This window comes from Bradyrhizobium sp. Tv2a-2 (genome assembly GCF_000472425.1).
Lineage (GTDB): Bacteria > Pseudomonadota > Alphaproteobacteria > Rhizobiales > Xanthobacteraceae > Bradyrhizobium.
In genome coordinates this window covers 177,452-201,982 of record NZ_AXAI01000013.1, presented here as the reverse complement: position 1 = coordinate 201,982, position 24,531 = coordinate 177,452, and the positions used below count along the sequence as shown (strand labels likewise).

Genomic DNA, 24,531 nt, shown 5'->3' with positions numbered 1-24,531 from the left:
TAGCTTCATGGAACAGCGCGGCGGGAAATTCAACTCCGCCCGCGCATTGCTGGGTCGTTAGCCATGAAGTGTCGGGTAGGTGGAGCGCAGCGAAACCCACCATCTTTGGTGCAATCTGGCACAAAGATGGGTTTCGCCGTGCTCCACCCATCTTACGGACTGCAAGCCTCTCACGATGTGAAAATCCATCACCCCAAGGCGATGAATTTGAAGGCGTCTCCATCCCGCTTGATATGACCGGCGTTGAAATGGCCGCCGATAACCAGGGTCGGGGTATCAGCAAAGCGGGAGAACAGGTCCCGGCGCGTGGTGGCCGATTGGGCGGGGTTGGAGTCCGCTGTCGACGACCAGTCAAGATGCGCCATCTGGCAGGGGTGATGGGCGACGTCGCCGGTCAGCAGCGCCTGTTCGCCTCCGGAGTTGATCAGGATGCTCATATGGCCCGGGCTGTGGCCGGGGGTCGGGATCAGGGTGATCTCCTCGGTCAGCCTGGCATCGCTCGGGATAAGCTCGGCGCGGCCGGCCGCGACGATCGGCGCGACCGAATCCTTGAACACAGCGATCTTGTCCTCGGTCTCGCTATGGTCGCGCCAATGCTCGTATTCGGTACGGCCGAACACGTAGCGGGCGTTGGGGAAGGTCGGAACCCATGTCCCGTCGACGAGCTTGGTGTTCCAGCCGACATGGTCGACATGGAGATGGGTGCAGAGCACGGTGTCGATGCTGTCAGGCGGAAAGCCGGCCGCCGCCATAGTCTCGAGAAACGGCCCCTTGCGATTGTTCCAGGTGGGAACTCCGCGGCCCTCCTTGTCGTTGCCGAGCCCGGTGTCGACCACGATGCGGCGTTTCGGCGTCTCCACGATGAGCGAATGGATCGACATTTTCAGTCGCCCCTCCTCGGTCGCGAAATGCGGGATCAACCAGGGCAGCTTCTGGATTTCCTCATTGCTCGCGAGCGGCAGGATGAAGCGCGTCGAGCCGGTCGTTTCCAGTTCGACCACTTTGGTGATTTTGACCTGGCCTACCTTCCATTGCATCTCAAGCGTTTCCCGCAATTGTCATGGTTGACCGGCAAGATGCGGCTTTCGGCCGTCGGGTGCAATGGATCACTTTTGGCTATATTGCGTTGTCGGGTCTGCCTGCAGAGGAGTGCGCCACGATGCCTGAGCTTGCGATTTCGCCCGAAAAGCTTGCTTTCATCATCGAGAAGGCCCGCGAATTCGACGTCAAGGACGCGAGCTCAGATATCGACTCCGGCTCGAATGCGGCCGATGATGACATGATCGACGTGCTTGAGGACAATGGTCAGGATCCGGTGGTGCGTGAACTCACAAGCTTCATCGGCGCATTGAACGAGGACGAGCAGATCGACCTCGTCGCACTGATGTGGCTCGGCCGCGGCGACGGCACGATCGAGGAATGGGGTGAGCTGCGCGCAAGCGCGGCGGAGGCGCGGACCGAATACGACCACCCGCGCCGCGAGACCGCACAATATCTGCTGGGCGAACCGATGCTCGGCGATCTCCTCGCCGACGGCCTCGACGAGTTCGGCGTCGACTGGACCGACGAGCGTATCACCCCGGATTCATCGAGCCAGAGTGAACACGACGAGGACGAGCGGAGGTAGCGGGCAGATTGCGGCGAGCCGCGTCCGCGCACTCAATTTACCTCTCCCCGATGGGGAGAGGTAAGAACGCGGCAACTGCCCGCGCGATTACAGCGTCCCCGGGAAGGCGCCGCCGTCGAGCAGGATGTTCTGGCCGGTGATGAAGCCTGCCTTCGCACCGCACAGGAAGGCGCAGAACAGGCCGAATTCCTCGGCGTCGCCGAAGCGGCCGGCAGGATTGAGCTTCGCGCGCTCCGCCAGGATCTGATCCGGCGCGACACCGCGCTTGTCGGCTTCTGCTTTCGCAGTGCCGCGCAAGCGATCAGTCTCGAACGGCCCCGGCAAAAGCCCGTTGATGGTCACGTTGTTGATCACGGTCTTGCGCGACAGGCCGGCGATGAAGCCGGTCAGGCCGGCGCGGGCGCCGTTGGAGAGGCCGAGAATATCGATCGGTGCCTTCACCGCGGCGGAGGTGATATTGACGATGCGGCCGAATTTGCGCGCCATCATGCCGTCCACCGTCGCCTTGATCAGCTCGATGGGCGTGAGCATGTTGGCGTCGATTGCCTTGATCCAGTCGTCGCGGGTCCAGTTGCGGAAATCGCCGGGCGGCGGCCCGCCGGCGTTGTTGACGAGGATGTCGGGCTCGGGGCAGGCTTTCAGCACGGCTTCGCGGCCGGCCGGCGTGGTGATGTCGCCGACCACCTCGGTGACGGTGACGCCGGGATTGGCCTTTCGGATGTCAGCCGCCGTCTTTGCCAGCGCCTCCGCGCCCCGCGCAGTCAGGGTGACATGCACGCCTTCATTGGCCAGCGCGATCGCGCAGGCGCGTCCCAGTCCCTTCGACGATGCACAGACGATGGCGCGACGGCCCTTGATACCGAGATCCACTGTTTCACTCCCGTTGGCTCGATCGATTTGGCGGCTGCCACTCTAGCCAAGCCCGCCAGCCGCGATAAGCCGGCAGGTAGCGCTTGGCAGCGGCCCTGAAGGGTCTGTATCAAGGGTATCAGCGGCTGTCTTCCGGAGATTTCGTCATGTCTGCCCTGTTCGATGTTGCCAAGGAAACCATTTTGATCACCGGCGCCTCGCAGGGTCTTGGCCGGCAATTCGCACGCGTGCTGGCAGGCCATGGCGCGGCGGTCGTGCTGGCGGCGCGGCAGGTCGTGAAGCTGAAAAGCCTGGAGGATGAGATCAGGGGCAAGGGTGGACGGGCTGCCGCGGTGCAGATGGACGTCACCGATACCGCATCGATTGCGAAGGCGATCGATGCTGCGGAAGCCGCGCTCGGGCCTGTCACGGTGCTGATCAACAATGCCGGCATCGCGGTCGAGAAGCTTGCGGTCGAGCAGACCGAGGCCGACTGGGACGCCGTGATCGGCGCCAATCTCAAGGGCGCCTATTTTGCCGCGACCGAAGTCGCGCGTCGCATGATCGCGCGCAAGCAGGAGGGCAACATCGTCAACATCGCCTCGGTGCTTGGCGTCAGCGTGATGAAGTTCCTCTCGCCCTACACCATCTCCAAGGCGGGCATCGTGCAGGCGACCAAAGCGATGGCGCTGGAGCTTGCCGGCAACAACATCCGCGTCAACGCGCTCGCGCCCGGCTATATCGATACCGAGATGAACCACGAGTTCTGGGCAACCCCCGGCGGCGAGCGCCTGATCAAGCGCATCCCGCAGCGCCGCGTCGGCGCCGAGTCCGATCTCGACGGCGCGATCCTGCTGCTCGCGTCCCAGGCGTCACGGTACATGACGGGCAGCGTGATCACGGTGGACGGCGGGTTCTTGCTGACATAGCTACCATTTAACCCGCCCGCATCTCCGCCTTGATCATGTCCGCCGCCTTCTCCCCGATCATAATCGTCGGCGCATTGGTATTGCCGCCGATCAGCGTCGGCATGATCGATGCGTCGACCACTCGCAGGCCTTCGAGGCCATAGACTTTCAGCTTCGGGTCGACCACGGCCATGGCATCTACCCCCATCTTGCAGCTCCCGACGGGGTGATAGACGGTGTCGACCCGCGCGCGCAAAATGTTGCGGATGTCGTCGTCAGTCTTCACCTTTGATGTAACCATGTCCTTCTTCTGCAGGGACCGCAGCGCCGGCGTCTCCATCAGTCGCCGCGTGGTCTTGTAGCCTGCGACCATCGCTTCGAGATCATCGGCCTCGCCCAGGAAATTCGGATCGATCAGCGGCGCGGCAAGCGGATCTGCGTTCTTCAACGCGACGCTGCCGCGGCTCTTGGGCCTGAGCAGGCAGACATGGCAGGAAAAGCCGCGGCCCCAGCCGCGCTTGCGGCCGTGGTCGTTGACCATGGCCATGCCGAAATGCAGCTGGATGTCGGGAATATCGAGGTCGGGCTGGCTTTTCAGAAAGCCGCCGCACTCGGCGAAGTTCGAGGTCATCGGTCCGCGCCGCTCGCGGCGATATTGGGAAATCGCGCGCAGCTGATGCACGATCCCGGAGAACGAGAGGCCGGTGAAATAGGGCGCATCCGACAGATAGCTGAAGATGAAATCGGGATGGTCCTGCAAATTCTGCCCGACGCCGGGCAGATGATGCAGCGATGCGATCCCGTGTTTGGCGAGCGCCTGTGCGTCGCCGATACCTGACAGCATCAGAAGCTGCGGCGACTGGAAGGCGCCGGCAGCGAGAATCACTTCGCGGCGTGCCCGCAACTGCTTCGTTGCATCGCGCTGCCGGTATTCGACGCCGACCGCGCGCTTGCCCTCAAACAGAATGCGGGTCGCGTGCGCTGCTGTCTCCACGCAGAGATTGCTTCGCTTGCCCTTGTGTGGATGCACATAGGCGCGCGCCGCACTCCAGCGCTCGCCGTTATGCTGCGTCACCTGGTAGATGCCGAGCCCTTCCTGCTCCTCGGCATTGAAATCGTCGCGTAGGCGAAATTGCGCTTCCTGTGCCCCGGTCAGGAACATCTGCTGCACCGGATTATCGGTGCGAAGTTTGTTGACGCGGAGTGGCCCGCCCTTGGCATGGTAGGCGCCGTCGAACTCGGCATTGTCCTCGGAGCGCTTGAAATAGGGCAGCACATCCGCATACGACCAGCCGGCATTGCCGAGCGAGGCCCATTGGTCATAGTCCGCGCGATGGCCGCGGATATAGACCATGGCGTTGATGGCGGACGAGCCGCCCAGGCCTTTGCCGCGCGGCTGGTAGCCGATGCGGCCGTTCAGACCCTTCTGCGGCACTGTCTCAAAGGCCCAGTTGTTGACCTTGCCCGCGACCATCAGCACCAGCGCGCCGGGCGTGGTGACCACCCAATTGTCGCAAGCGCCGCCGGCATCGAGCAATGCCACCGACGTGCCGGCATCTTCCGACAGCCGCCCGGCCACGGCGCAGCCGCCGGAGCCCGCGCCCACCACCACAAAGTCAAATGTGTCCGTCACCTGTGTTTCCCCCTGGGTTATTATTTGTCTTGGCACGTCATTCCGGGGCGCCTCGAAGAGGCGAACCCGGAAATCTCGAGACTCCGGGCTCGATGCTGGCGCATCGCCCCGGAATGACTGTGCTCTTTCAACTATGACATGAACCGCATCAGCTTCTCCAGCCGCGCGATCCTGGCGCCATAGGGCGGATAGAGATCGGCGAGCCGGTTCAGCGCCGAGCGATAGAACACCGGCTTGAGCTTGCTGAAGGTGCGAAAGCCCCACTCGCCATGATAGGCGCCGCTTCCCGACGGGCCGACGCCACCCATCGGCTGATTGATCTGCGTGAAGTGGAACAGGCAGTCGTTGACGGTGACGCCGCCGGAAATGGTGCGTGCAAGCACCTCGTCGCGCGCGGCGCGGTCGCGGCCGAACCAGTAGAGGGCGAGCGGCCGGTCATGCGCGTTGACATAGGCGATCGGCTCGCTGCGATCGCGATAGGGCAGCACCGGCAACAGGGGACCGAAGATCTCCTCCTGCATGATGGTCATATCCGGGCCGGCGCCAATGACAAGCGTCGGCGGGAATTTGCGCGCGGCCTTCCAGTTCGGGTCGTCGGCCTTCGCCGCCTGCAGGATTTTCGCGCCCTTGGCGGCGGCGTCGCTCATCAGCCCCTCGAGTCGCGCGTAATGGCGGTCGGAGATGATGGACGTGTAGTCATTGTTGGCGGGCTCGGTGCCGAACATACGGCGCATATGGCCGCGCACTTTTTCCGCGAAACCCTGCAAAGAGTCCTCCGGCACCAGCGCATAGTCCGGTGCGATGCAGGTCTGCCCCGCATTGAGCAGCTTGCCATAGGCGATACGCTCGGCGGCTTCATCGATGTCGGCGGTGCGGTCGACGATCGCCGGCGACTTGCCGCCGAGTTCGAGCGTGACGGGCGTGAGATTGCGTCCCGCGGCTTCCGCGACCAGTCGGCCGACCCGGGTCGAACCGGTGAAAACGAGATGGTCGAAGGGTAGCCCGGCAAAGGCTTTTGCCACCTCCTCCTCGATGCCGGTGACGATCAGTTCGTCGGCCGCGAATTTCGCGGCAATCAATTCCTTGAGGAGCGCAGCGAAATGCGGGGTCAGTTCGCTCGGCTTGACCATCACGCGATTGCCCGCCGCGATCGCGCCGATGGCGGGTGCCAGTGTCAGCTGCAACGGATAGTTCCATGGTGCGATCACGCCGACTACGCCGAGCGGCTGCGGGATCAGCCGGTTCTTGGCCGGCAGGAATTGCAGCGCAGTGACGACGCGCTGCGGCGCCATCCATCTCTTCAGGTGTTTTGTGGCGTGCTTGATCTCGTTCAGCACGAACAGGATCTCGGCGAACAGGGTCTCGGTCGCCGAGCGGTTGCCGAAATCGGCCGAGATCGCCTGGGTGAGCCGGGCCTCGTTGTCGGAAATGACCCTGCGCAGCCGCGCCAGCCGGTCGCAGCGGACTTCCAGCGGGGCCGTTGGCTCAATGCGCGACTTGTCGAGCATGGCATGGAAGGCATCGTCCAGCGCGCGCAGCGCCGGGCCGTTCAGGGTCTGATCCATGGCGTTTCCCTCCCGGTCTCCAATGGACGCCAAAGTTTATTGCGCGAGCCTCCTCTTTTGCGGAACTTCTGGCAAGGGCAGGCCTTCTTCGCCTCGTTTTGGGACATTTAGCCTGTCATAAAATCGAAAAAAGACCGGCCAAAACCCTTTCCAAACCAGTTCCTCGTTGATACATACCGGCCGCACCCCACGGGCAAGGCCTGATGGGGTCGCCTTCTCAGGAAGCTCATGGGATCGATCGGCGCGGCTATCGCGTGGCCGCTCTCGTCCCCGGCTTCCCGACAAAAGGCAATTGCAGCAGTTTATCGCGGGGTGGAGCAGCCCGGTAGCTCGTCAGGCTCATAACCTGAAGGTCATAGGTTCAAATCCTATCCCCGCAACCAAACGGTCCTCTGGTTTCAAGAGGTTTTTAGAAAGCCGCCCCTTCCGGGCGGCTTTTTTTGGCGCACGCTAGAGGAATCCTTAAGGCTACACAGCACGCCGCCTCACTTGTATTCCCCGGTGCGGGCCTATATGTAAGTGTTGTTCGATTAGCCGCCGTGCCTTTTTGAATGCGCCTGCGGGCTATTTCCCAAAAGACATTTCGTCCGGTTGAATTAATCGCGTGAATGGTCACGCCGTTTGCTCTTTGGAGAAATGAATGCCAACAGGCACAGTGAAGTGGTTCAATGGCCAGAAGGGTTTTGGCTTTATCCAGCCTAACGACGGTGGAAACGATGTGTTCGTGCACATCAGCGCCGTTGAGAGGGCTGGGCTCTCCGGCCTCGCCGAGGGCCAGAAGGTCAACTATGAAATCAAGGCCGACAAGATGCGCGGCAAAGTGAGCGCGGAAAATCTGTCGCTGGCTTGAGCCTGTCGCGCCGTTTCACGGCTGTAATGAAATGATGGCACGGCCCGCTCGATCCCGAGATCGAGCGGGTTTTGCTTTTTTATTGGGACAAGTGATGGCCGACAAAAAATCTGCTGAACCCTCTCCCGAAAGTATCGCGCGGGCCGAGCGGCGACGTGTCGCCTTGGAAGAAGGTGCGCGAGCGATGGCAGATATCGAGCGAGACGCCGTTGCGGCTCGTAAGAACATGGAACGTCTCCGCGCACTGAGGGAAGCCAAAGAGGCCGGCGAAGCGAGAGCTGGAGCAATGGGCGCGACTGCGTTCAGGACCGGCCGAAAAAAGAAGGTTTCGAGATAGGGCGAAAATCCTTGCCGCTTTGTTCATGGCTGCGGTGACGGCCGAGGTGCCGATCATCTGCCTGTCGCTTTCGTGCCGTCGCTTGATCTGACAATTGCCACGAATGCGCTTTGATGCATCGCTTGGCCTATCTTTGTGGCCTCGGTTGAAGAGGGCGAGATCAGGCACTATGTGAATCTAGCGTTCGGAGGAAAAGCGGGTTCAGACTCTGTCGATCAGAGCAGGAGAAGATGATGAGACTGAATTCATCGCAGATAGAACAAACCTTGCAGCAAATGGACGCCAAAGTTCTTCCCGACGATCATCCGGCAGTTGACGAGTTCAGCAGTCTATTCGGAGACCACACGTTCTTTCTCGATGCCAAGGGTCTCAATGTATTGGAGGCAATCGAGCGGCCCAAGATGGAAGTTCAGGCCGGAGAGGTGATAAGCCTTGCGGACTGGAGCGATGAAGCGCTCACCCATCTGACCACGCATGCGCCCGAACCGACCGGTGTGGTCATCGTCTGGAAGAAGATTCTACACTGATAGATATGGCTCGGCTTGCAAGCACGGTTCCTTTGCCGGAAGTCGCGACCCGCCTCAAAGCAGGCCGAGGAGCGATGGTGGGCCGCCTTTGCCGTGTTTTGACCAGCTCTTTGATCATCGTCGCCGCGAAGATCGAAAACCGTTGAGCAGGGGGACCTAATTCTGGAGAGCCCGCCATATGGCGGGCTTTTCATTTGTGATAGTGATTGCGGGAGCAATCAGGCGCCGAAGCGGGTTAAGGTTCCGCATGCTGGGCGACGGCCATGGAGTTGCGCGTGGCACGAGAGCGGGATTTTCCTTCGGAGCAGAGCAGACCAGGAGACGCGTCGGCCGGGCCCTTTTCCTGGCCCGATGATCCCTTGCTGTGGCCGTTTGCGGCGACGCGGATGACGATGAATGCTTGCCTCTGGTGGATGGATCGCGATCCGCTGGCACAGCGCGATGCATCGCACCTGGCCTGGACCACGTCCAACAGGGTCGCCCTGGAACTTGCGACCTTCTCCCTGCGTGATTTTTCGCGCGAGGAGGACGGAACTCCGGCGCTCATCTGTGCGCCCTACGCGCTGCATCGTGCGCTGATCGCCGATTTCGCACGCAACCACAGCGTTGTCGAGGCGTTGCAGCGCGGCGGCGTGGATCGGCTTTTCCTCACTGACTGGCGTTCGGCGTCATCCGACATGCGCTATCTTGCGATCGACAATTATCTGGCCGATCTCAACGTCGCGATTGACGAGATCGGGCCGCCGCTCGACCTGATCGGTCTCTGCCAGGGCGGCTGGATGTCGCTGCTTTATGCCACGCGCTTTCCCGAGAAGGTGCGGCGGCTGGTGCTGGTCGGCGCGCCGGTTGATGTCTCCGTCGAGTCCGAGTTGTCGGATATGGTCGCGCGTGCTGCGACAGGTGCGTTCGAGGCGGTGGTGACGAGTGGCGGCGGCTTGGCGCGCGGCGCCGATCTCATAGGCCTCTGGCGCTCGAACCCGGATATGGAGATCGCGCTGCAGCGGAGCCTCGGCGACGATGCCGACGCGCAAGGCCTGCGCGAACGCTTCGCGCGCTGGCATGCTGACACGCTCGATCTGCCCGGCGAGTTCTATCTCGAGACGGTCGAGAAAATTTTTCGAGAAAACCGGCTGGCGAACGGGAGATTTGTTGCGCTTGGCCGGGAGCTGCGGCTTGCAAGGCTGACCGCCCCGGTGTTCCTGCTCGCCGGCAGTAGCGACGAGATCGTGCCGCAGGCCCAAGCCCTGGCGACGGCGTCCCTGCTTGGGACGCCACCCGCATTGATCGCGCGCGAGATTGTCGAATCGACGCATCTCGGCCTTTTCATGGGTGCCAGGACACTCTCCACGGCCTGGCCGCGTATCGCCAAGTGGCTGTCAAGCGAGGAGCTTGCAAAAATGGCACCTCGCGCAGCGTCCGCCTGAGGCAGTTCAGCGGCTGCCGCCACCCGGTGCCCGGTCCGACGGCAGCCCGTTCTCAATGGTGCGGAACGTCAGCGGGCCGAGTGCAAGCGCGCGCTCCCACCAGTCGGTGACACGGGCCTCCAGCGCGCTGGTGCCGCGGCCCTGGCCCGGGAAGATCTTGATGCGCCTGATCGCGTCAGCCTCGAAAACACTGCCGTGTCGTGTAATCCTGATGACGGTGCCTTCGCGGTCCTTGCCCGTCAGCGGCAGCAGCAGGCGGCCATTGGGGCGGAGCGACTTGATCCAAAGCGGGGCAGGGGAAGAGAAGCCGGCGTGGGCGATGATGAAGTCGGCCCGGCTTTCGATCTTGCGGGTTGCGTCGGCGCGGACGACGTCGACATTCTTGTAGTCGCGCAGGTTCGCTCTTGCACGCGCGGCAAGCTCTTTGTCGCATTCCAGCGCCAGCACCGCCCCCTTCGGACCCGCGATCTCTGCCAGGATCGCCGTGAAATAGCCGAGCCCGCAACCGATCTGCACGACACGCGCGCCTTCTGCAACATCGAGAACGTCGATGAGATGCGCCCACAGACTCGGCAGTCCGGTGTCGAGCCTGCGGCGCGCGTCGATCGCGACCAGTACGTCGTCATAGAGACGGATCGGATCCGCACTTGCCGTCAGCCGGTAGGCCTGTCCGCCGCCCTTCCTGATGCGCCAGGGGCCGGGCCCAAGGAAGCGCTCACGTGGAACGGCGGCGAGCGCCTGCAACAGCGGCGCGGATGTAATGCGTTCTCGCTTCTTTATCGTTTCGACATAGCGCCGCCGCGCGGCGTCAAGATCAGTCATGCCTAAGCAGTCCGCCGGCGGTCTCAGGCAGCGTCGAGTCCAGCTTGTGCGCGAGTTGGATCGCTTCGCGCATATCCGGTGTGGATAGGCCTTCGCTGAACTGGTGCAGCGTCGGCAGCAGCAGGTCGGCCGCCTGCGCGCGCCGGCCGACGGCCTGCCAGAGCCGTGCGAGGCTTGTGGCTGTGCGCAATTCCCATGACAGCGCATTCTGCTCCTGCGCGATATCAAGCGATTTCAGGAACAGGTTCTCGGCTTCGGTCGCCGATGTCCGTCCCCCCTCGCTGAAGATGATCTCGCCCTGCATGCGGGTGAGCTCGGCCAGGAAGAAATGATCGCCGGTCCGTCTTGCGACCGCTGCGGCACCGTCCAGCGCGCGCAGCGCTGCGTCCGGCAAGCCGGCCTTGGCATAGGCGCTGGCGAGCAGGCTCCTGAACCAGCAGCAGGCGAGCCAGGAATCCATCGCCTCGTAGCCTTCCAGCCCGGCGCGCATCTGGCTCAGCCCCTCGTCGATCGCGCCGAGTTCGGCGAGCGCCCAGCCGTGCAGGATTGTCGCCTGGTGCTTCCAGTGGAGAAAGCCATGCTCGGACGCGATGATCATGGCCTCGTTGGCATAATCCCGCGTGCCCTCGACGTCGCGCAGATGCTGGCAAAGATAGGCGCCGAAGACGAGCGCAAAGGCGCGCGTGAACGGGTGCCGGATCTGCCCGGCATTGGCGATCGCCTGCTCGCTGTGCTGCCGCGCGGTATCGGGGCAGCCGAGGAACCACAGCACATAGCCGAGATAGGAGAGCGAGACGACGCTGGGATCGATGCCAGTGCGTTCCATCAGCCCGCTGTGCAGCTCAGGCTTGTAGAGGCCGACGCAGCGCTGCAGATGATGATGAGCGACCAGGAAGCGGCCGCGATATAGCGTCGTCATGGCAATGGAGCGATGGGCCTCGGTGAGATAGACCGTCTGCTCGGTGCTGATCCCGCGCACGCGCCTTGCGAACTTCATGAGGTCGACGCTCAGATCATGGGCGCGGGTAAGGTCGCCGCGAATGAAGTGGCTGACCCATAGGCCGCGGGTCGCCGTAAACACCCTTTGCTCGTCGCCACTCTGGCGGCCAAGCTCGACAGCCCGCGTGTAATTCTCGTCGACCTCCTGCGCGGGATAGCCCTTGGCCGCAATCAGCGCGGTGCCGAGCGAGATGCGCAGCTCAAGCTCCATCTGCTCGCGATCCTGCATGCGGGTATGCCCCTGCACCACGTCGAGGCCGCGGCGTAGATGGCCGATCGCCTCCAGATTGGCGCCGGCGATGCCGGCCTGCTTGCCGGCCTTGAGCCAGAGCCGGGCGGCCGGCTCGCCGTGGCCCGATTCGGTCAGGTGATAGGCGAGAAGCTCCGGCTCGCGCTCGGCTTTTTCCGGATACATCTCGGCCAGCACCTGCGCGATCTGCGCGTGCAGCCTGCGTCTTTCGCTGTTGAGCAGGCTGTCATGCGCCGCGTTCTGGATCATGACATGCCTGAAGGAGTAGAGTGCGTCCGGCGGGAAACCAAACCGGACGATCAGGCCGGCATCCTCGAGATGGCTGAGCGCCGCCTCGATCTGTGTCTCCGGCAGGTTCGCCACCGCGCAAAGAATTTCGTAGGAGAATTCGCGGCCGATAGTGGCGCCGATCTGCGCGATCCGCTTGAACGGGCCCATCCGGTCGAGGCGAGCCATCAGTGAATCGGTCAGCGTTGCCGGGATCGCGAGCTGCCGCCACGGGCCGGACAGCACGTAGCGGCCATGACTCTCCTTCAGCACGTCAGATTCCAGCACGGCCTTGGTCAATTCCTCGACGAACAGCGGCACGCCGTCGGTCTTGACGATGATGTCGTCCACCACCTCCTTCGGCAGCTCACGGCTGCCAGCGACGCGCTCGACCAGGGTCGTGCGCAGATGCGGGCTCAAGCGGTTCAGCACCAGGATGGTGATGTGCGAATGCGCCTTCCAGCTCGGCTGAAACTCCGCGCGGCCGGTGGCGATGACCAAGACGGGTGCGTCCTGGATCTTCTCCACCAGCAGATCCAGCACCTCGCGCGAGCTCGGATCAATCCAGTGCGCATCCTCGAACGCGATCAGGAGCGGCTGCTCGCGCGCCAATCCGACGAGGTGGTTGACGAGTGCGGCAACGGTTGCGTCCTTCTGCTGCTGCGGCGACAGCTCGATCGGCTTGTGACGGTCGCCGGTCGGGATCGACAGCAGCGCGGCGAGAACCGGTGTTGCCTCCTGCACGTCGCCGCCCGCCGCCGCAATCGCAGCTTCAAGACTGGCAAGCGCGTGCGCCGGCGAGTTTTCGCGGTCGAGCTCCAGCGCGAGCTTGAGCTGCTCGATGAAAGGATGAAAGGCGGTCGAGGTGTAGTAGGGCGAGCACTGGAACGAGACCCGGCGGTGCGGGCCGCCATTCATTCGCTCGCGCAGCTCCTGGACGATACGGGATTTGCCGATGCCCGGTTCTCCCGAGAGCACCACGACCTGGCCCCTGCCGTCCTTGGCCTGCAGCCAGCGTCCCAGCAGCAGCGCCATCTCCTCGGTGCGGTTGACGAGCGGCGTCAGCCGGGAGCCGGTGACAGCGGCAAAGCGCGTTTCCGCCCGTGAGGGCCGTACCACCTGCCAGGCCGGGACCTTGCCGGTGATTCCCTTCAGAGCCTGCGCGCCGAGATCGAGGTAATCGAACTTTCCGCGCAGCAGGGATTGCGTCGAGGCGGCAATGACGACGCCGTTGGGCGCGGCGAGCCCCTGCAGCCGCGCGGCGAGGTTCAGCGTCTCGCCGACCGCGGAATCGCGCTCCTCCGTGCCCTGCCCAATGAGATCGCCGACCACCGCGAGACCTGTGGCGATGCCGATGCGGACGGCCGCTGCATGGTTGCCGCCGCTCTCGCTGGTCGTGGCGGTCGACAGGACCTGGGCGATGTCGAGGCCGGCGCGCACCGCGCGCTCCGCATCGTCCTCATGCGCGATTGGATAGCCGAAATAAATCAAAATGCCGTCACCGACATAACGGGCGGCAAAGCCCTCGTAATGCCGCACCACGCGAACGCAGTTCTCCCTGAAGCTCGCGATCATGTCGCGCACGTCTTCGGGGTCGAACTTCTCCGACAGCGAAGTCGAGCCGACCATGTCGCAAAACATCGCGGTGATCTGGCGCCGTTCGGCGCCGGTCCCGCTGCGCTCGGCGCCGCCGGCTTCCGGCTGCTCGGCGGCCGTCGATCGCGGCAGCGTTGCGATGGCGCGCTGCAGGCGCTTGCGGTCGCCGAGCACCAGCCCAAGCTCGGCAAGATCCTGCTCGGTCAGGTCAGGGATGACGTCGAGATCGATGCGATGTTGCTGGAAAAGATCAGCATATTGGCCGAGACCATTGTCCTCGAGCCACTGTTTCAAGCCGCTTTCCGTCTGAGCGCGAGGCTCATTCTCCAGCATGGTGATCCGTCCGACTGTCTGCCATCGGAGGCTGCAAGGCCCGGGCCAAGAAACATTGGCCATGGATATGGGGACCTCGCCTCACCTCGCACTGGACGCCTTCGTCAAGTTCTAGAAGAATAGTCTACCCCAATCAAACCCCAAGCAAAAAAGGCAAGCGATTGTCGGACGTTGCAACTTCATCGCTGCTGGGGTCGTCTGGCAAGGGCGCCGGCAGCCAAATCTATTCCTGCATCGCAAATCTTGTGGATTTCCATGCCACCACGGCTCCCGGTAAGGTTGCAGTGCTGGCGCCCGGCCATGCGCCCCTGGCCTATGCCGAGCTGGCTCAGCGGACCTTCGGAACGGTTGCGCAGCTGCGCCGGTTCGGTATTGCCGCGGCCGATCGGGTCGCAGTGGTGATGCCCCGCGGAGCGGAACACGGGCTCGCGCTGCTTGCGGTGGCAGCGGCCGCGACCTGTGTACCGGTCAATCCCGACTATACGGCTGACGAGCTGAAGCGGTACTTCGCCGATCTCAAGCTCGCCGCGCTGGTCATCCGTGCCGACATGAAATCGGCAAGCCGCGAGGTGGCGCGCGAACTCGGCATCGCGGTCATAGACCTCCTGCCGCGCGCGAGCGAAGGCCTTGGCGCCTTCGAGCTGGTTGGCCCAGCCGTTGGGCCTGGGGTCACGCAGGGCCCGTCGGGGCGGGACGACGACGCCTTCATTCTGTTGACTTCGGGCACGGCGGCGCGCCCGAAGATGGTGCCACTGACGCAGGCGAGCGTCTGCCTTTCGGCCTACAACGCCGGTGCGGTGCTGTCGCTGGTAGCGGAAGACCGTCTGCTCAACGTTCTTCCGCTGTTCCATGCCCACGGCCTGATCTCGGGACTGCTCACCGCGCTTGCCGCCGGATCGAGCGTGATCCTCACCTCCGGCTTCGATGCCGTGTCTTTCTTCGGCTGGCTGAAGGAGTTTGGCCCGACCTGGTACACCGCGGTGCCGACCATCCACCGTGCGCTTTTGTCGGCCGCGAAAGACGGCCCTGCGCCCCAAACCAGCTTGCGCCTGATCCGCTCGGCCTCCGCATCTCTCGCGCCGGCCACGCTCGAAGGGTTGGAAAGACTGTTCGGCGTTCCCGTCATCGAGACCTACGGCATGACCGAAGGCGCCTCGCAGATCGCGGCCAATCCGCGCGAGCTACGCAAGACAGGTTCAGTCGGCCGTGCCGCAGGTCCCGAGATCGCGATCCATGACGGCGAAGGACAGATGGTGCCGATCGGCGAGCACGGCGAGATCGTGCTGCGCGGCCCCACGATGACCAGGGGCTATTACAACGACCCCGAAGCGACGAATGCGGCGTTCGGTGACGGCTGGTTCCGGACCGGCGACCTCGGCTATCTCGACGCCGACGGCTATCTCTTCATCGTCGGCCGCATCAAGGATGTCATCAACCGCGGCGGTCAGAAGGTCTCGCCGTCGGAAGTGGAAGAGGTGCTGCTGAGCCACGCCGATGTGCTGGAGGCTGGTGCCTTTGCAATCCCGCACAAGAAGCTCGGCGAAAACGTTGCCGCCGTCGTCACCTTGCGCCCGAACCGTGCGGCGAGCGCGTCCGAGCTTCGGCAATTCGTGCGCCAGCGTCTGGCCGCCTACAAGGTGCCGAGCCTGATCCGCATCGTGCCGGAGATCCCGAAAGGTGCCAGCGGCAAGATCAAGCGTGGCGAGCTGGCCGGCCTGATCGCAGGCGGCGATGATGACGCGCAACTCCGCCGGCCGCGCTCGGAGCTGGAGTCGTTTCTCACCGGCCTGTGGGCGAAGCTGCTGGAGATTCCGCGGATCGGTGTCGACCAGGACGTCTTTGCGCTCGGCGCGGATTCCCTTGTTGTGACCCAGATGCTGTCGCGACTGCGCGGCCAGCTTGGCGTTCATCTGTCGTTCGGCGACGTGTTCGACGCGCCGACAGTCGCTGCCCTTGCCGACCGGCTGCAATCCGCAGCCCAGCGCCGCGGCGAGGGCGCACCGCTCTGGCGGAGTGCGGAAGCGCGCGAGGCCCATGCGCCGCTGTCGTTCCAGCAGCAGCGCATGTATCTCCTCTCCGCGCTCGATCCGACCGAATACAACTACAATATTCTCGAAGTGGCGCGCCTGTCCGGCCCACTCGATGTTGTTGCCCTGCAGGCGAGTCTCGACGCAGTGTGCGCGCGGCATGATATTTTGCGTGCGACATTCGCAGAAGCGCAGGGCGAGCTGGTCCAGACCGCACACCCGACGGCGCCGCAGCTCGAACGCGTGGACGCAAGGTCCTGCGCGCGCGTCAGCCGTGCAGGCCTGATCCGGCGCGAGGCGATGCGGCTTGCGCACCACGCCTTCAGGCTCGAGAGCGAGCCGCCGCTTCGCGTCGTACTGCTCGATTTCGGCAAAACCGACCATGCCCTGATCGTCGTCATTCATCATCTTGCGACCGATGGCTGGTCGCAGCGCCTGTTCTGGCAGGAGCTCGCGGCGCATTATACGGCGATCCGCGCGGGACAACCTGCGGCGTTGCCGCAGTCGCCTTACCAGTATCGCGACTTTGCAGCCTGGCAGCATGGCTGGGCGCAAACGGAAGCCGCAAAGGAGCAGCTGAGCTACTGGCGCTGGAAGCTCGACGGCGTCACCACCTTGCCGCTGCGCAGCGACCGGCCGCGCCCTGACGTCTGGAGCGGCCGCGGTGCACGGCACGACCTCAGGATTTCGCGCGCGCTGTCGGCCGCTATCCGGTCCCTCAGCCAATCGCAGAGCGTCACCCCGTTCATGACGCTGCTCGCAGCGTTTCAGTGCCTGTTGTACCGCCTGACCGGGCATGAAGATCTCGCCGTGGGCTCGCTGATCGCGAACCGCAACCGGATCGAGGCCGAGCGGCTGATCGGGTTGTTCGCCAACACCATCGTGTTACGCACCGAGCTGTCAGGCGAGCCCGGCTTCGCGGAAGTCTTGCGGCGGGTGCGTCAGGTCACGCTGGAAGCGTATCGCAACCAGGATCTGCCGATCGAGGAGATTTTGCGTTCGCTGCAGGTCGCGCGCAGCCGCAATGCCACGCCGCTGTTCCAGGTGATGTTCGTCCTGCAGAACGCCTCGATCGAGGCGGCCGATTTTCCGGGATTGTCGGTTGCGCGAATGGAGATCGATCAGCGGATTTCACGCTTCGATATCACGCTGGAGCTTACGGAGATCGACGGCGAATTCCACGGCTTCTTCGAGTACGCAACCGACCTGTTCGAGGCTTCCACCATCGTGCGGATGGCGGCGCAGTTCGAGGTGCTCCTGAGGAGCATCACGGCGGACCCGCAAGAGCGGATTTCGCGCCTGGCCATGCTGCCGGCGGCGGAGCGGCACCGGCTTGTTACCGGTTGGAACGGTGCTGCGACCGATACCGCGAGGCGCGGCAATTTTTCGGGCAGCTTCACGCGACAGGTGAAGCGCGCGCCGAGGGCGGTCGCGGTCTCCGGAGCACGGCAGCGGCTAAGCTACAGCAGGCTCGACCGCCGCAGCCGCGCCATTGCGCACGTGCTATCGCGCCTTGGCGTCGGCGCGGAGATGGTCGTCGCCCTGCTCGTGGAGCGGAGCGCCGACCTGCTTGCTGCGATGATTGCCGTGCAACGTATCGGCGCGGCCTTTGTCTCGCTCGATCCCGCTCAAGCCTCGGCGCGGCTTGCAAGCATGCTGGAGTCAAGCGATCCGTGCGTGATCGTGGTGGCGAGAAGCTGCGCGAGGAAACTGCGAGAGGTTCGATCCGCGGCCCCCGCCGCCGCACCGCGCATGCTGACCGTCAAGCTCGAGGATGTCGCCGCAAAGGTGCCGCCAAAGCGAACCGCGCCGGTACGCCGCGCTCCATCCAGCTTGGCCTACGTCATCCATACCTCGGGCTCATCGGGCACTCCGAAAGGCGTGATGATCGAGCAGCGTGGGCTCGCCAACCATCTTGCATCCATGATTGCCGAGCTCGATCTGTCGCGGCACGACGTCATCGCACAGACCGCGCCGCAGAGTTTTGTCATCTCGATGTGGCAGTTCCTCGCCGGACCCATGGTCGGCGCCCGTGTTCATATCTGCGCGGATGCCATCGTGCGGGACCCGCTGCTGCTGGCGCGCGAAATCATGCGCGAAGGCGTGACGGTGCTGCAGATCGTTCCGTCCCTGTTGCGTGTCGTTGTTGAGCGCGCCGATGAGAAGCCGATACAGCAGGCGTTCTCGCGGCTCAGGCTGCTGATCTCGACCGGCGAACCGCTTACCGCTGATCTCTGCCGTGCCTGGTTCGGGCGTTTCCCGTCCGTGCCGCTGATCAACGCCTATGGCGCCTCGGAGTGCTCGGACGATGTGTCGCTGCACCGCATCACCGCTGCATCGCTCGCGACCGCCACAGTGCCCGTCGGCCGCCCTCTGCCCAACACTAATGCCTATGTCCTCGATCAACATCTCCAGCCGGTACCGACCGGGGCAATCGGCGAACTCTATATCGGCGGCGCCGGTGTGGCCCGCTGCTATCTCAATGATCCCGCGCTGACCAGGGCGCGCTTTCTGCCCGATCCGTTCTCGGCCCGCGCCGAGGCGCGGCTATACCGCACCGGCGATCTCGCGCGCTGGCGTGCGGACGGGATACTGGAATGCCTGGGCCGCGCCGACCAGCAGGTGAAGATCCGCGGCTACCGGATCGAGCTCAAGGAGATCGAGCACGTCCTGCTCGATCATCCGGATGTGCGCGAGGCCATTGCGGAGTTGCGCCGCGATGCAAGCGGCGAGGCACGGCTTGTTGCCTATGTCGTGGCCAACGCCGCGAGATCTCCCAATGCCGCCGGCTTGCGCGATTTCCTTAAGATCCGGCTGCCGGTGCATGCGATTCCTGCCGCCTTCCTGTTCCTTGATCGGCTGCCGCTCAACGCCCATGGCAAAGTCGACCGGTCGGCGCTGCAGGCGCCATCGCGGCCGGCGGCTGAAGAGAGCGGAGTGGCCACGAGCGTACTGGCGCGGCATGCGACCGAGCAGACGTTGTCCCGGATCTGGAGCGATCTGCTCAGCCTTCGGCGCGTCGGTCCCAGCGACAATTTCTTCGATCTCGGGGGACATTCGCTGCTTGCCGGCCAGGTCATGGGCCGCATCGCGCGTGCGTTCGGCGTGTCGCTCCCGATCAAGACCATCTTCGAGGCGCCGACGGTGGAGCGGCTGGCAAGGCGCATCGATGCGGCGCTCGCGATGCGCACGCTCGCGCCGTCGCTGGACATCAGAGGCCTAACGGAAGCCGGGCCCGGCCTGCCGTCCTTCACTCAGGACCAGATGATGGGCGCCGAGCGCGAACTTCCCGGCCTGCCGCAGTTCAACCTGCCCTTTGCCCTGCGGCTGGAGGGGCCGCTCGACCTCGCGGCATTGAAAAAGGCTCTGGTCCAGGTCGTCCGGCGGCATGAGGCGCTGCGCACGGCGTTCGATTTGGAGGGTGAGGCAGTGGTTGCCCGCGTCGCGGCGCGTGGCGCCGTCGGTCCCTTGCTCGAAGTGATCGACATGGATGCGGGCGCGGACGAGCGTGTCAGGCGGCTGAACCTGAAGCGGGCGAAGCTTTTCGCTGAGCAGGAGGCGTGGGAGCCGATCGATCCCTCGCGCGCGCCGTTGCTTCGCGCCCGCTTGCTGCGCCTCTCATCGGCCGACCATCTGCTGCTCCTGACCTTCCATCATGCCGTTGCCGACGGCTGGTCGATCGGCCTGTTGTTCGAGGAGATAGCGAAAGCCTATTCCTCTTTGAGAGGGCGCCGGTCACGGCCGCCGGTCGTGGCGGCGCGCCCCTTCTCGGATTTTGCGCGCTGGCAGCGCCAGTGGTGCGGCACGGACGAGGCAGCGTTGCAGCTTGCCTATTGGCGAGAGAATCTGCGCGGCGTTGCGCCAGTTTTTGGCGAGACGGCTAGCCGTCGCAGGCCCGGTCTGGGCACGCCGACCGCGCATCAGCCGCTTGAGCTGCAAAATGGCCTGGTCACCCGGTTGACCAGGTTCAGCGCAGGACAGAACGGCACGCTGTTCATGGGCCTTCTGACCGGCCTGAAAGTGCTGTTGTTGCTGCGCACCGGCCGCACCGATCTTTGCGTTGCCACTGCCATGGCCAACCGCACCCCCACCGACATGGAACGCGTGATCGGACCGTTCGAGAACACGGTGATCGTTCGCACCGAATTGAAACCGGAGCTCTCCTTCGTGGAGGCCTTTGCCCGCGTACGAAGGAGCGTGCTGGAAGCGCATGCGCGGCAGCAGCTTCCCTTCAACATCCTTGTTGCACGCTTGGCCGAGGAGGAGAGTATCGATCCCGCATTCCTGATCCAGGTCTATTTCACGCTGCAAAATCCGTTGCGTCAGCCGCTCAAGCTGTCCGATGTTACGGTACGGTCGTTCGGTCGTGTTCATCGGGAAGGACAGCCGGTGCTGCCGATCGACCAGACCTGGCTGTCGCTGATGTTGAAGGAGCGGCGGTCCGGCATAACTGGCTCATGCGTCTATAAGAGCGAGTCGTTTGGCGAGCGAGCCATCATGCAATGGATGGAAAGTTATGCTGCGATCCTTTCAAGCGCGGCCGCGCATCCCGACATGCCCCTGGCGCGGCTGCTCGGCCGCAAAGCGGCCTGATTGTCTCGCGTAAGGGTGGTGGACCACATCGGTTGTTTGAACACCGCTTGCGGACTTGATTCTTCGCTCATAACGAGCAACATAATTGCCACTTTCGTCCACACGCGCATTTAAATGCGGGGTCATACTATGGGCTATGCCAAGTATATCGATTTCAGCGGTCTGTCCGACGACGAGAGGAAAGCGCTGACGGAATTGCTGCGGAAGCAAAAGAAGGAGCTGCAGGACGCGTTGCGCGATGCCAACAAGGCTCTTTCTGCCCTGAAGAAGAAGCCGAAAAAGAAGAAGAGCAAGAAGAAGTAAGCTATCGCGAGCTTACTTGCGAACGCTTGTCGGTTACGCGCGTATGCATTTGAATCGTGCGCCGGAATCGATGCCAACGGGACAATGCCGGCGGTTCGCCCGAACGGACCAGCCGGCATTGCCGGTTATCGCGTGCAGGTAGACTGCCGCAGGTCGGCAATGTTCCTCAAATGTCTCGCTGCAATGTCTTCTGGCGGTGTGTTGGGCAAGAGCTGCATGGCAGGCGAAGGCATCGAGCTCTATGTCGGCCTGATCGCGGCCATCGACACCGAACAGGCTCTTGAATCCTGCCGGATGCTCCTCTCCGCTGAAGAACGACATCGCGCCGGGTGTTTTGTGCATGAGCGCCACCAGCGCCTCTACACGTTCGCGCACGGGCTGTTACGCGTTGCGCTGTCGAATTCAGAGCCTGCGGTCGCGCCCGCTGATTGGTCCTTTGTGGTCGGGCCGCATGGCAGGCCCTTCGTTGCCGCGCCCGGTATCGCGAGGCCGATCTATTTCAGCCTGTCCCACACCGAGGGCTGTGTGGCTTGTGCGATCTCGCGTGTCGAGGCGGTTGGCCTGGACGTCGAGCGAATGGAACCGCGCGGCTCGATCCCGGAGATCGCGGAGCACGCATTTGCTCCCGATGAGGTCGAAGCTTTGCGCGGGCTTGCGCCGGATCAGCTGTTCGAGCGCTTCTTCGATTACTGGACCCTGAAGGAAGCTTATATCAAGGCGATGGGCATCGGCTTGCAGCTCCCGCTCGACCAGTTTGCGATCAGTCTTGCAGACAACAAAATCGCCATCAGCTTCACGGACGAAATCGATGACGATCCGCAGCGCTGGCACTTTACCAGGCTCTCGCCATCGACCCGGCATCGCCTTGCAATCGCCGACGGCAGCGGAATTCCCGGTGGATTGCCGATCGTGATGCGGCCATGGCCGGTGCCGACACCGTGATATCTTCAGGCCCGGTTGCACGCCGGCACCGATCAGCCCGTCGTCCTGCGCGCGCGTGTGCGTTGCGCGGTCCGAACAACTCCGTCGCGGATCAGGTTGCCGCAAATCTCCTTCAACAGCGCTACCGTCTCGCGCGTGGCTCGACTGATGGGGCGTCCGCGCGGCAAGGCCAGTACGCGCTCGGCCTGCATCCATGACAGCGGCACGGCCGAAAGCTGCCCAGCCTCGACTTCATGATAGATCGCGGAAAAGGGCAATAGCGCATAGCCGAGTCCCGAAGCCACCATGCGTTTCATGGAGGTCGAACTGTCGACACGTAGTCGACTGGGAACTTCCGGCGGAAACGGGGTGCGGCTGAGGGGCAGCACGGCGCGCGGCAACGCTTTGAACTGGGCAAGCGTGAGCCTGCCGCGCTCCAGCCGGGGATCTCGCGCCGGACCGATCAGGAAGACCTGCTCGACCACCAGCGTTTCATAGTCGAGGTGATCGTTCGGTTGCGGCGCCGTGATCATCGCGAGATCGAGCTGGCCCCGCAGCAACCGGTCACTGGCCGATTCCGTCAACCCCTCGCTGAGTTCGAGGTTTACGCGCGGGAAACGCTCGACGACAAGCCGGGCAAGCGGCGGATAGAAAATCTCGGCGAGACTCGATGGCGCACCCAGCCGCACCGTGCCGCTCGGCTCGCGGTTCTCCGTGCGCACTTCGGCCTTGATGTCGTCGACCATACCGAGCAACCAGCGCCCACGCTCGAGCAGCACCTTGCCCGACTCCGTCACCGCGACGCCGCGCGCGGTCCGCGTGAGAAGCGCGCCGCCGAGCTCATATTCCAGCTCCTTGATGTGACGGCTGAGCGCGGACTGCGCGATGTTCAGTGCGCTGGCCGCCGCGCCGAAGCCGCCGCGCTCGGCCACGCCGATGAAATAACGAAGCTGACGCAAGTCCATCTTCGCCTCCATCTCGGAACGAGATCGGAAGCATATCAAACATATTCTTGTGAGATGTCAAAAAGAGCGCATCCTTGCCGCCAATCAAGATCATACGGGGAAGGAGACGCCCATGGGTACGCCTGCGGAGGCACCGCGCCGGACATCCATCATGATTGTCGGCGGCGGTCCGGTTGGCCTCGCGATGGGGCTCTTGCTCGACCGCTTCGGCATCGACGCCATCATTGTCGAGAAGAGCCCGACCACGACGGACCATCCGAAATCGCGCGGCTGCTGGGTCCGTACCATGGAGATCTTTCGCCAATGGGGCATCGAGCAGGCGATCCGCGACCGCGGCCTGCAGGATTCCTCCGACATGTTCGTTCAGGTGGAGAGTATCGCCGGCCGTGAGATCAGCCGTTCTCGTCCCGAGCCCAACCTCGGCCAGACGCCGGCCTGGAAATCGCTGGTCGCACAGGATGCGGTCGAGGAGGAGATCTACAAGGTCATCGAGCATTCCAACCTGGTGCAGGTGCACTTCTCGACCGAATTCATGGGCTTCGAGGAGGTCGAGGACGGTGTCGTCTGCGAGATCCGGTCTGTGGAAAGTGGCCGCAGTGAGCACTGGCACGCTAAGTATCTGCTCGCCTGCGACGGCGCTGGCAGCCAGACCCGACGCAATGCCGGCATCGAGATGGTGGGGCCTTCGACGCTCGCGGTGATGCTGAACGAATATTGGCGCGGCGATCTCTCGCGCTTTCCGATCACGCGCGAAGCCGCGGGCTATCAGGTCTACAGCGACAAGCCGGGCATGCCGCGAAGGGCGGGCATTCTCAATACCAATGGCCGCGATCGCTGGCTGTCGGTGATGCAGATCGGCGAGGAGAAGGACGACCGGCCGCGGCCGTGGACGGATGCTGAGACGGTGGAGATCATCCGCACCCATGCCGGCGTGCCTGACCTCGAGGTGACACTGCTCAACCGCTCGATCTGGCGGATGAGCAAGCAGGTGGCCGCGCAATTCCGCAAGAACCGCGTGTTCGTGGTCGGCGATGCCGCGCATCGCTTTCCGCCCACCGGCGGCTTCGGCCTGAACTCCGGCGTGCAGGACGCGCACAACCTCGCCTGGAAGCTGGTCTATGTGCTGCGCGGGCTTGCCTCGGAAAAGCTGCTCGAGAGCTACGACGTCGAGCGCCGTCCTGTCGCGCAATCCAACGCGGATTTCAGCTACGGCAACATGATCCGCTTCCGCCGCCTCGACGATGCCGTGCGCTCGGGCAATGAGGACCGCATCCGCTTCTGGGTCAACGACCTCGACAACCATCTGCATTCGATCGGCCAGGCCCTCGGCTTCTCCTATGAGGAGGGCGCGGTGATCCCCGACGGCACGCCGCGCGGCGGGCATTTGACGCGGACCTATTTCCCCTCCGACCGCCCGGGTGGACGCTTCCCGCATGTCTGGCTCGACATGGCGCGCAAGCGCTCGACGCTGGACTGGTTCGACAAGGAGTTCACGGTCGTGACCGGGCCGCTCGGCGGCGAATGGCTGGAGGCCGGCCGCGGCGTGTCCGTAAAGCTCGGCATCCCGCTCGGCCTGCAGCAACTGCCCAACGCGAATCCATTCGACGGCATCCAGATGGGGTTGCGCGGCGCCGTGCTGGTTCGTCCCGACGGCCATGTCGCCTGGCGCATGCCCTATATCCCGCAGGATCCCGCGCGCGAACTCGCCGGCGCCTTGCAAGCCGTGTTGCACTAG

General features: G+C 63.8%; 17 protein-coding genes and 1 tRNA gene. 10 read left to right on the top strand and 8 right to left on the bottom strand.

Annotation, left to right across the window (positions count from 1 at the left end):
- Positions 1–188: 188 nt before the first annotated feature.
- Complete coding sequence (locus tag A3AI_RS0126370; RefSeq protein ID WP_024518469.1) at positions 189–1,037, bottom strand: MBL fold metallo-hydrolase; 849 nt, start codon at positions 1,035–1,037, stop codon at positions 189–191.
- A gap of 122 nt (positions 1,038–1,159) precedes the next feature.
- Between A3AI_RS0126370 and A3AI_RS0126365 the strand changes: the two genes are divergently transcribed.
- A complete protein-coding gene (locus tag A3AI_RS0126365; RefSeq protein WP_024518468.1) occupies positions 1,160–1,627 on the top strand; it encodes a DUF3775 domain-containing protein in 468 nt (155 codons plus the stop codon).
- A gap of 87 nt (positions 1,628–1,714) precedes the next feature.
- Here A3AI_RS0126365 and A3AI_RS0126360 read toward each other — a convergent pair whose 3' ends face one another.
- The gene (locus A3AI_RS0126360; protein WP_024518467.1) at positions 1,715–2,497 is read right to left on the bottom strand and encodes an SDR family oxidoreductase; all 783 of its coding nucleotides are present in this window, start codon (positions 2,495–2,497) and stop codon (positions 1,715–1,717) included.
- A 146-nt stretch (positions 2,498–2,643) separates the two neighbouring features.
- On the opposite strand from A3AI_RS0126360, the gene A3AI_RS0126355 reads away from it, so the two are divergent.
- Positions 2,644–3,405, top strand: coding sequence for an SDR family NAD(P)-dependent oxidoreductase (locus A3AI_RS0126355; RefSeq protein ID WP_024518466.1), 762 nt, complete (start codon positions 2,644–2,646; stop codon positions 3,403–3,405).
- A gap of 7 nt (positions 3,406–3,412) precedes the next feature.
- On the opposite strand, the gene A3AI_RS0126350 is transcribed toward A3AI_RS0126355, so the two are convergent.
- Both A3AI_RS0126350 and A3AI_RS0126345 read right to left on the bottom strand, forming a co-directional pair.
- Complete coding sequence (locus A3AI_RS0126350; protein ID WP_024518465.1) at positions 3,413–5,017, bottom strand: GMC family oxidoreductase; 1,605 nt, start codon at positions 5,015–5,017, stop codon at positions 3,413–3,415.
- Positions 5,018–5,148: 131 nt separating this feature from the next.
- The gene (locus tag A3AI_RS0126345) at positions 5,149–6,582 is read right to left on the bottom strand and encodes a coniferyl aldehyde dehydrogenase (RefSeq protein ID WP_024518464.1); all 1,434 of its coding nucleotides are present in this window, start codon (positions 6,580–6,582) and stop codon (positions 5,149–5,151) included.
- Between the two features lie 306 nt (positions 6,583–6,888).
- On the opposite strand from A3AI_RS0126345, the gene A3AI_RS0126340 reads away from it, so the two are divergent.
- Both A3AI_RS0126340 and A3AI_RS0126335 read left to right on the top strand, forming a co-directional pair.
- Positions 6,889–6,965, top strand: a tRNA-Met gene (locus tag A3AI_RS0126340).
- 257 nt (positions 6,966–7,222) lie between these two features.
- The gene (locus tag A3AI_RS0126335; protein ID WP_024518463.1) at positions 7,223–7,432 is read left to right on the top strand and encodes a cold-shock protein; all 210 of its coding nucleotides are present in this window, start codon (positions 7,223–7,225) and stop codon (positions 7,430–7,432) included.
- A gap of 79 nt (positions 7,433–7,511) precedes the next feature.
- Here the strand turns inward: A3AI_RS0126335 and A3AI_RS50295 are convergent, their stop codons facing one another.
- The gene (locus A3AI_RS50295) at positions 7,512–7,937 is read right to left on the bottom strand and encodes a hypothetical protein (protein WP_156927954.1); all 426 of its coding nucleotides are present in this window, start codon (positions 7,935–7,937) and stop codon (positions 7,512–7,514) included.
- A 62-nt stretch (positions 7,938–7,999) separates the two neighbouring features.
- On the opposite strand from A3AI_RS50295, the gene A3AI_RS0126325 reads away from it, so the two are divergent.
- Entirely contained in the window at positions 8,000–8,296 is a 297-nt protein-coding gene (locus A3AI_RS0126325) for a hypothetical protein (RefSeq protein ID WP_349509698.1), read from the top strand.
- Positions 8,297–8,688: 392 nt separating this feature from the next.
- The gene (locus A3AI_RS0126320; RefSeq protein WP_502685767.1) at positions 8,689–9,720 is read left to right on the top strand and encodes an alpha/beta fold hydrolase; all 1,032 of its coding nucleotides are present in this window, start codon (positions 8,689–8,691) and stop codon (positions 9,718–9,720) included.
- A gap of 6 nt (positions 9,721–9,726) precedes the next feature.
- Here the strand turns inward: A3AI_RS0126320 and A3AI_RS0126315 are convergent, their stop codons facing one another.
- Entirely contained in the window at positions 9,727–10,542 is an 816-nt protein-coding gene (locus A3AI_RS0126315) for a protein-L-isoaspartate O-methyltransferase family protein (protein ID WP_024518459.1), read from the bottom strand.
- Positions 10,535–13,987, bottom strand: a complete 3,453-nt coding sequence (locus A3AI_RS0126310; protein ID WP_024518458.1) for an ATP-binding protein — start codon at positions 13,985–13,987, stop codon at positions 10,535–10,537. Before A3AI_RS0126310 ends, A3AI_RS0126315 begins: the two co-directional genes overlap by 8 nt.
- Before the next feature lie 161 nt (positions 13,988–14,148).
- On the opposite strand from A3AI_RS0126310, the gene A3AI_RS0126300 reads away from it, so the two are divergent.
- The 3 genes from A3AI_RS0126300 (at position 14,149) to A3AI_RS0126290 (ending at position 21,852) form a co-directional block, all read left to right on the top strand.
- Positions 14,149–20,607 (top strand): non-ribosomal peptide synthetase, encoded by a 6,459-nt coding sequence (locus A3AI_RS0126300; protein ID WP_024518457.1) that lies wholly within the window; start codon positions 14,149–14,151, stop codon positions 20,605–20,607.
- Positions 20,608–20,721: 114 nt separating this feature from the next.
- Positions 20,722–20,910: a hypothetical protein gene (locus A3AI_RS47945; protein ID WP_198030210.1), complete on the top strand. Its 189-nt coding sequence runs from the start codon at positions 20,722–20,724 to the stop codon at positions 20,908–20,910.
- A 216-nt stretch (positions 20,911–21,126) separates the two neighbouring features.
- On the top strand, positions 21,127–21,852 hold the full coding sequence (locus A3AI_RS0126290; protein ID WP_024518456.1) for a 4'-phosphopantetheinyl transferase family protein: 726 nt from the start codon (positions 21,127–21,129) through the stop codon (positions 21,850–21,852).
- A gap of 32 nt (positions 21,853–21,884) precedes the next feature.
- Here A3AI_RS0126290 and A3AI_RS45445 read toward each other — a convergent pair whose 3' ends face one another.
- Entirely contained in the window at positions 21,885–22,796 is a 912-nt protein-coding gene (locus tag A3AI_RS45445) for a LysR family transcriptional regulator (protein ID WP_051382495.1), read from the bottom strand.
- 112 nt (positions 22,797–22,908) lie between these two features.
- Between A3AI_RS45445 and A3AI_RS0126280 the strand changes: the two genes are divergently transcribed.
- Entirely contained in the window at positions 22,909–24,531 is a 1,623-nt protein-coding gene (locus A3AI_RS0126280) for an FAD-dependent monooxygenase (RefSeq protein ID WP_024518454.1), read from the top strand.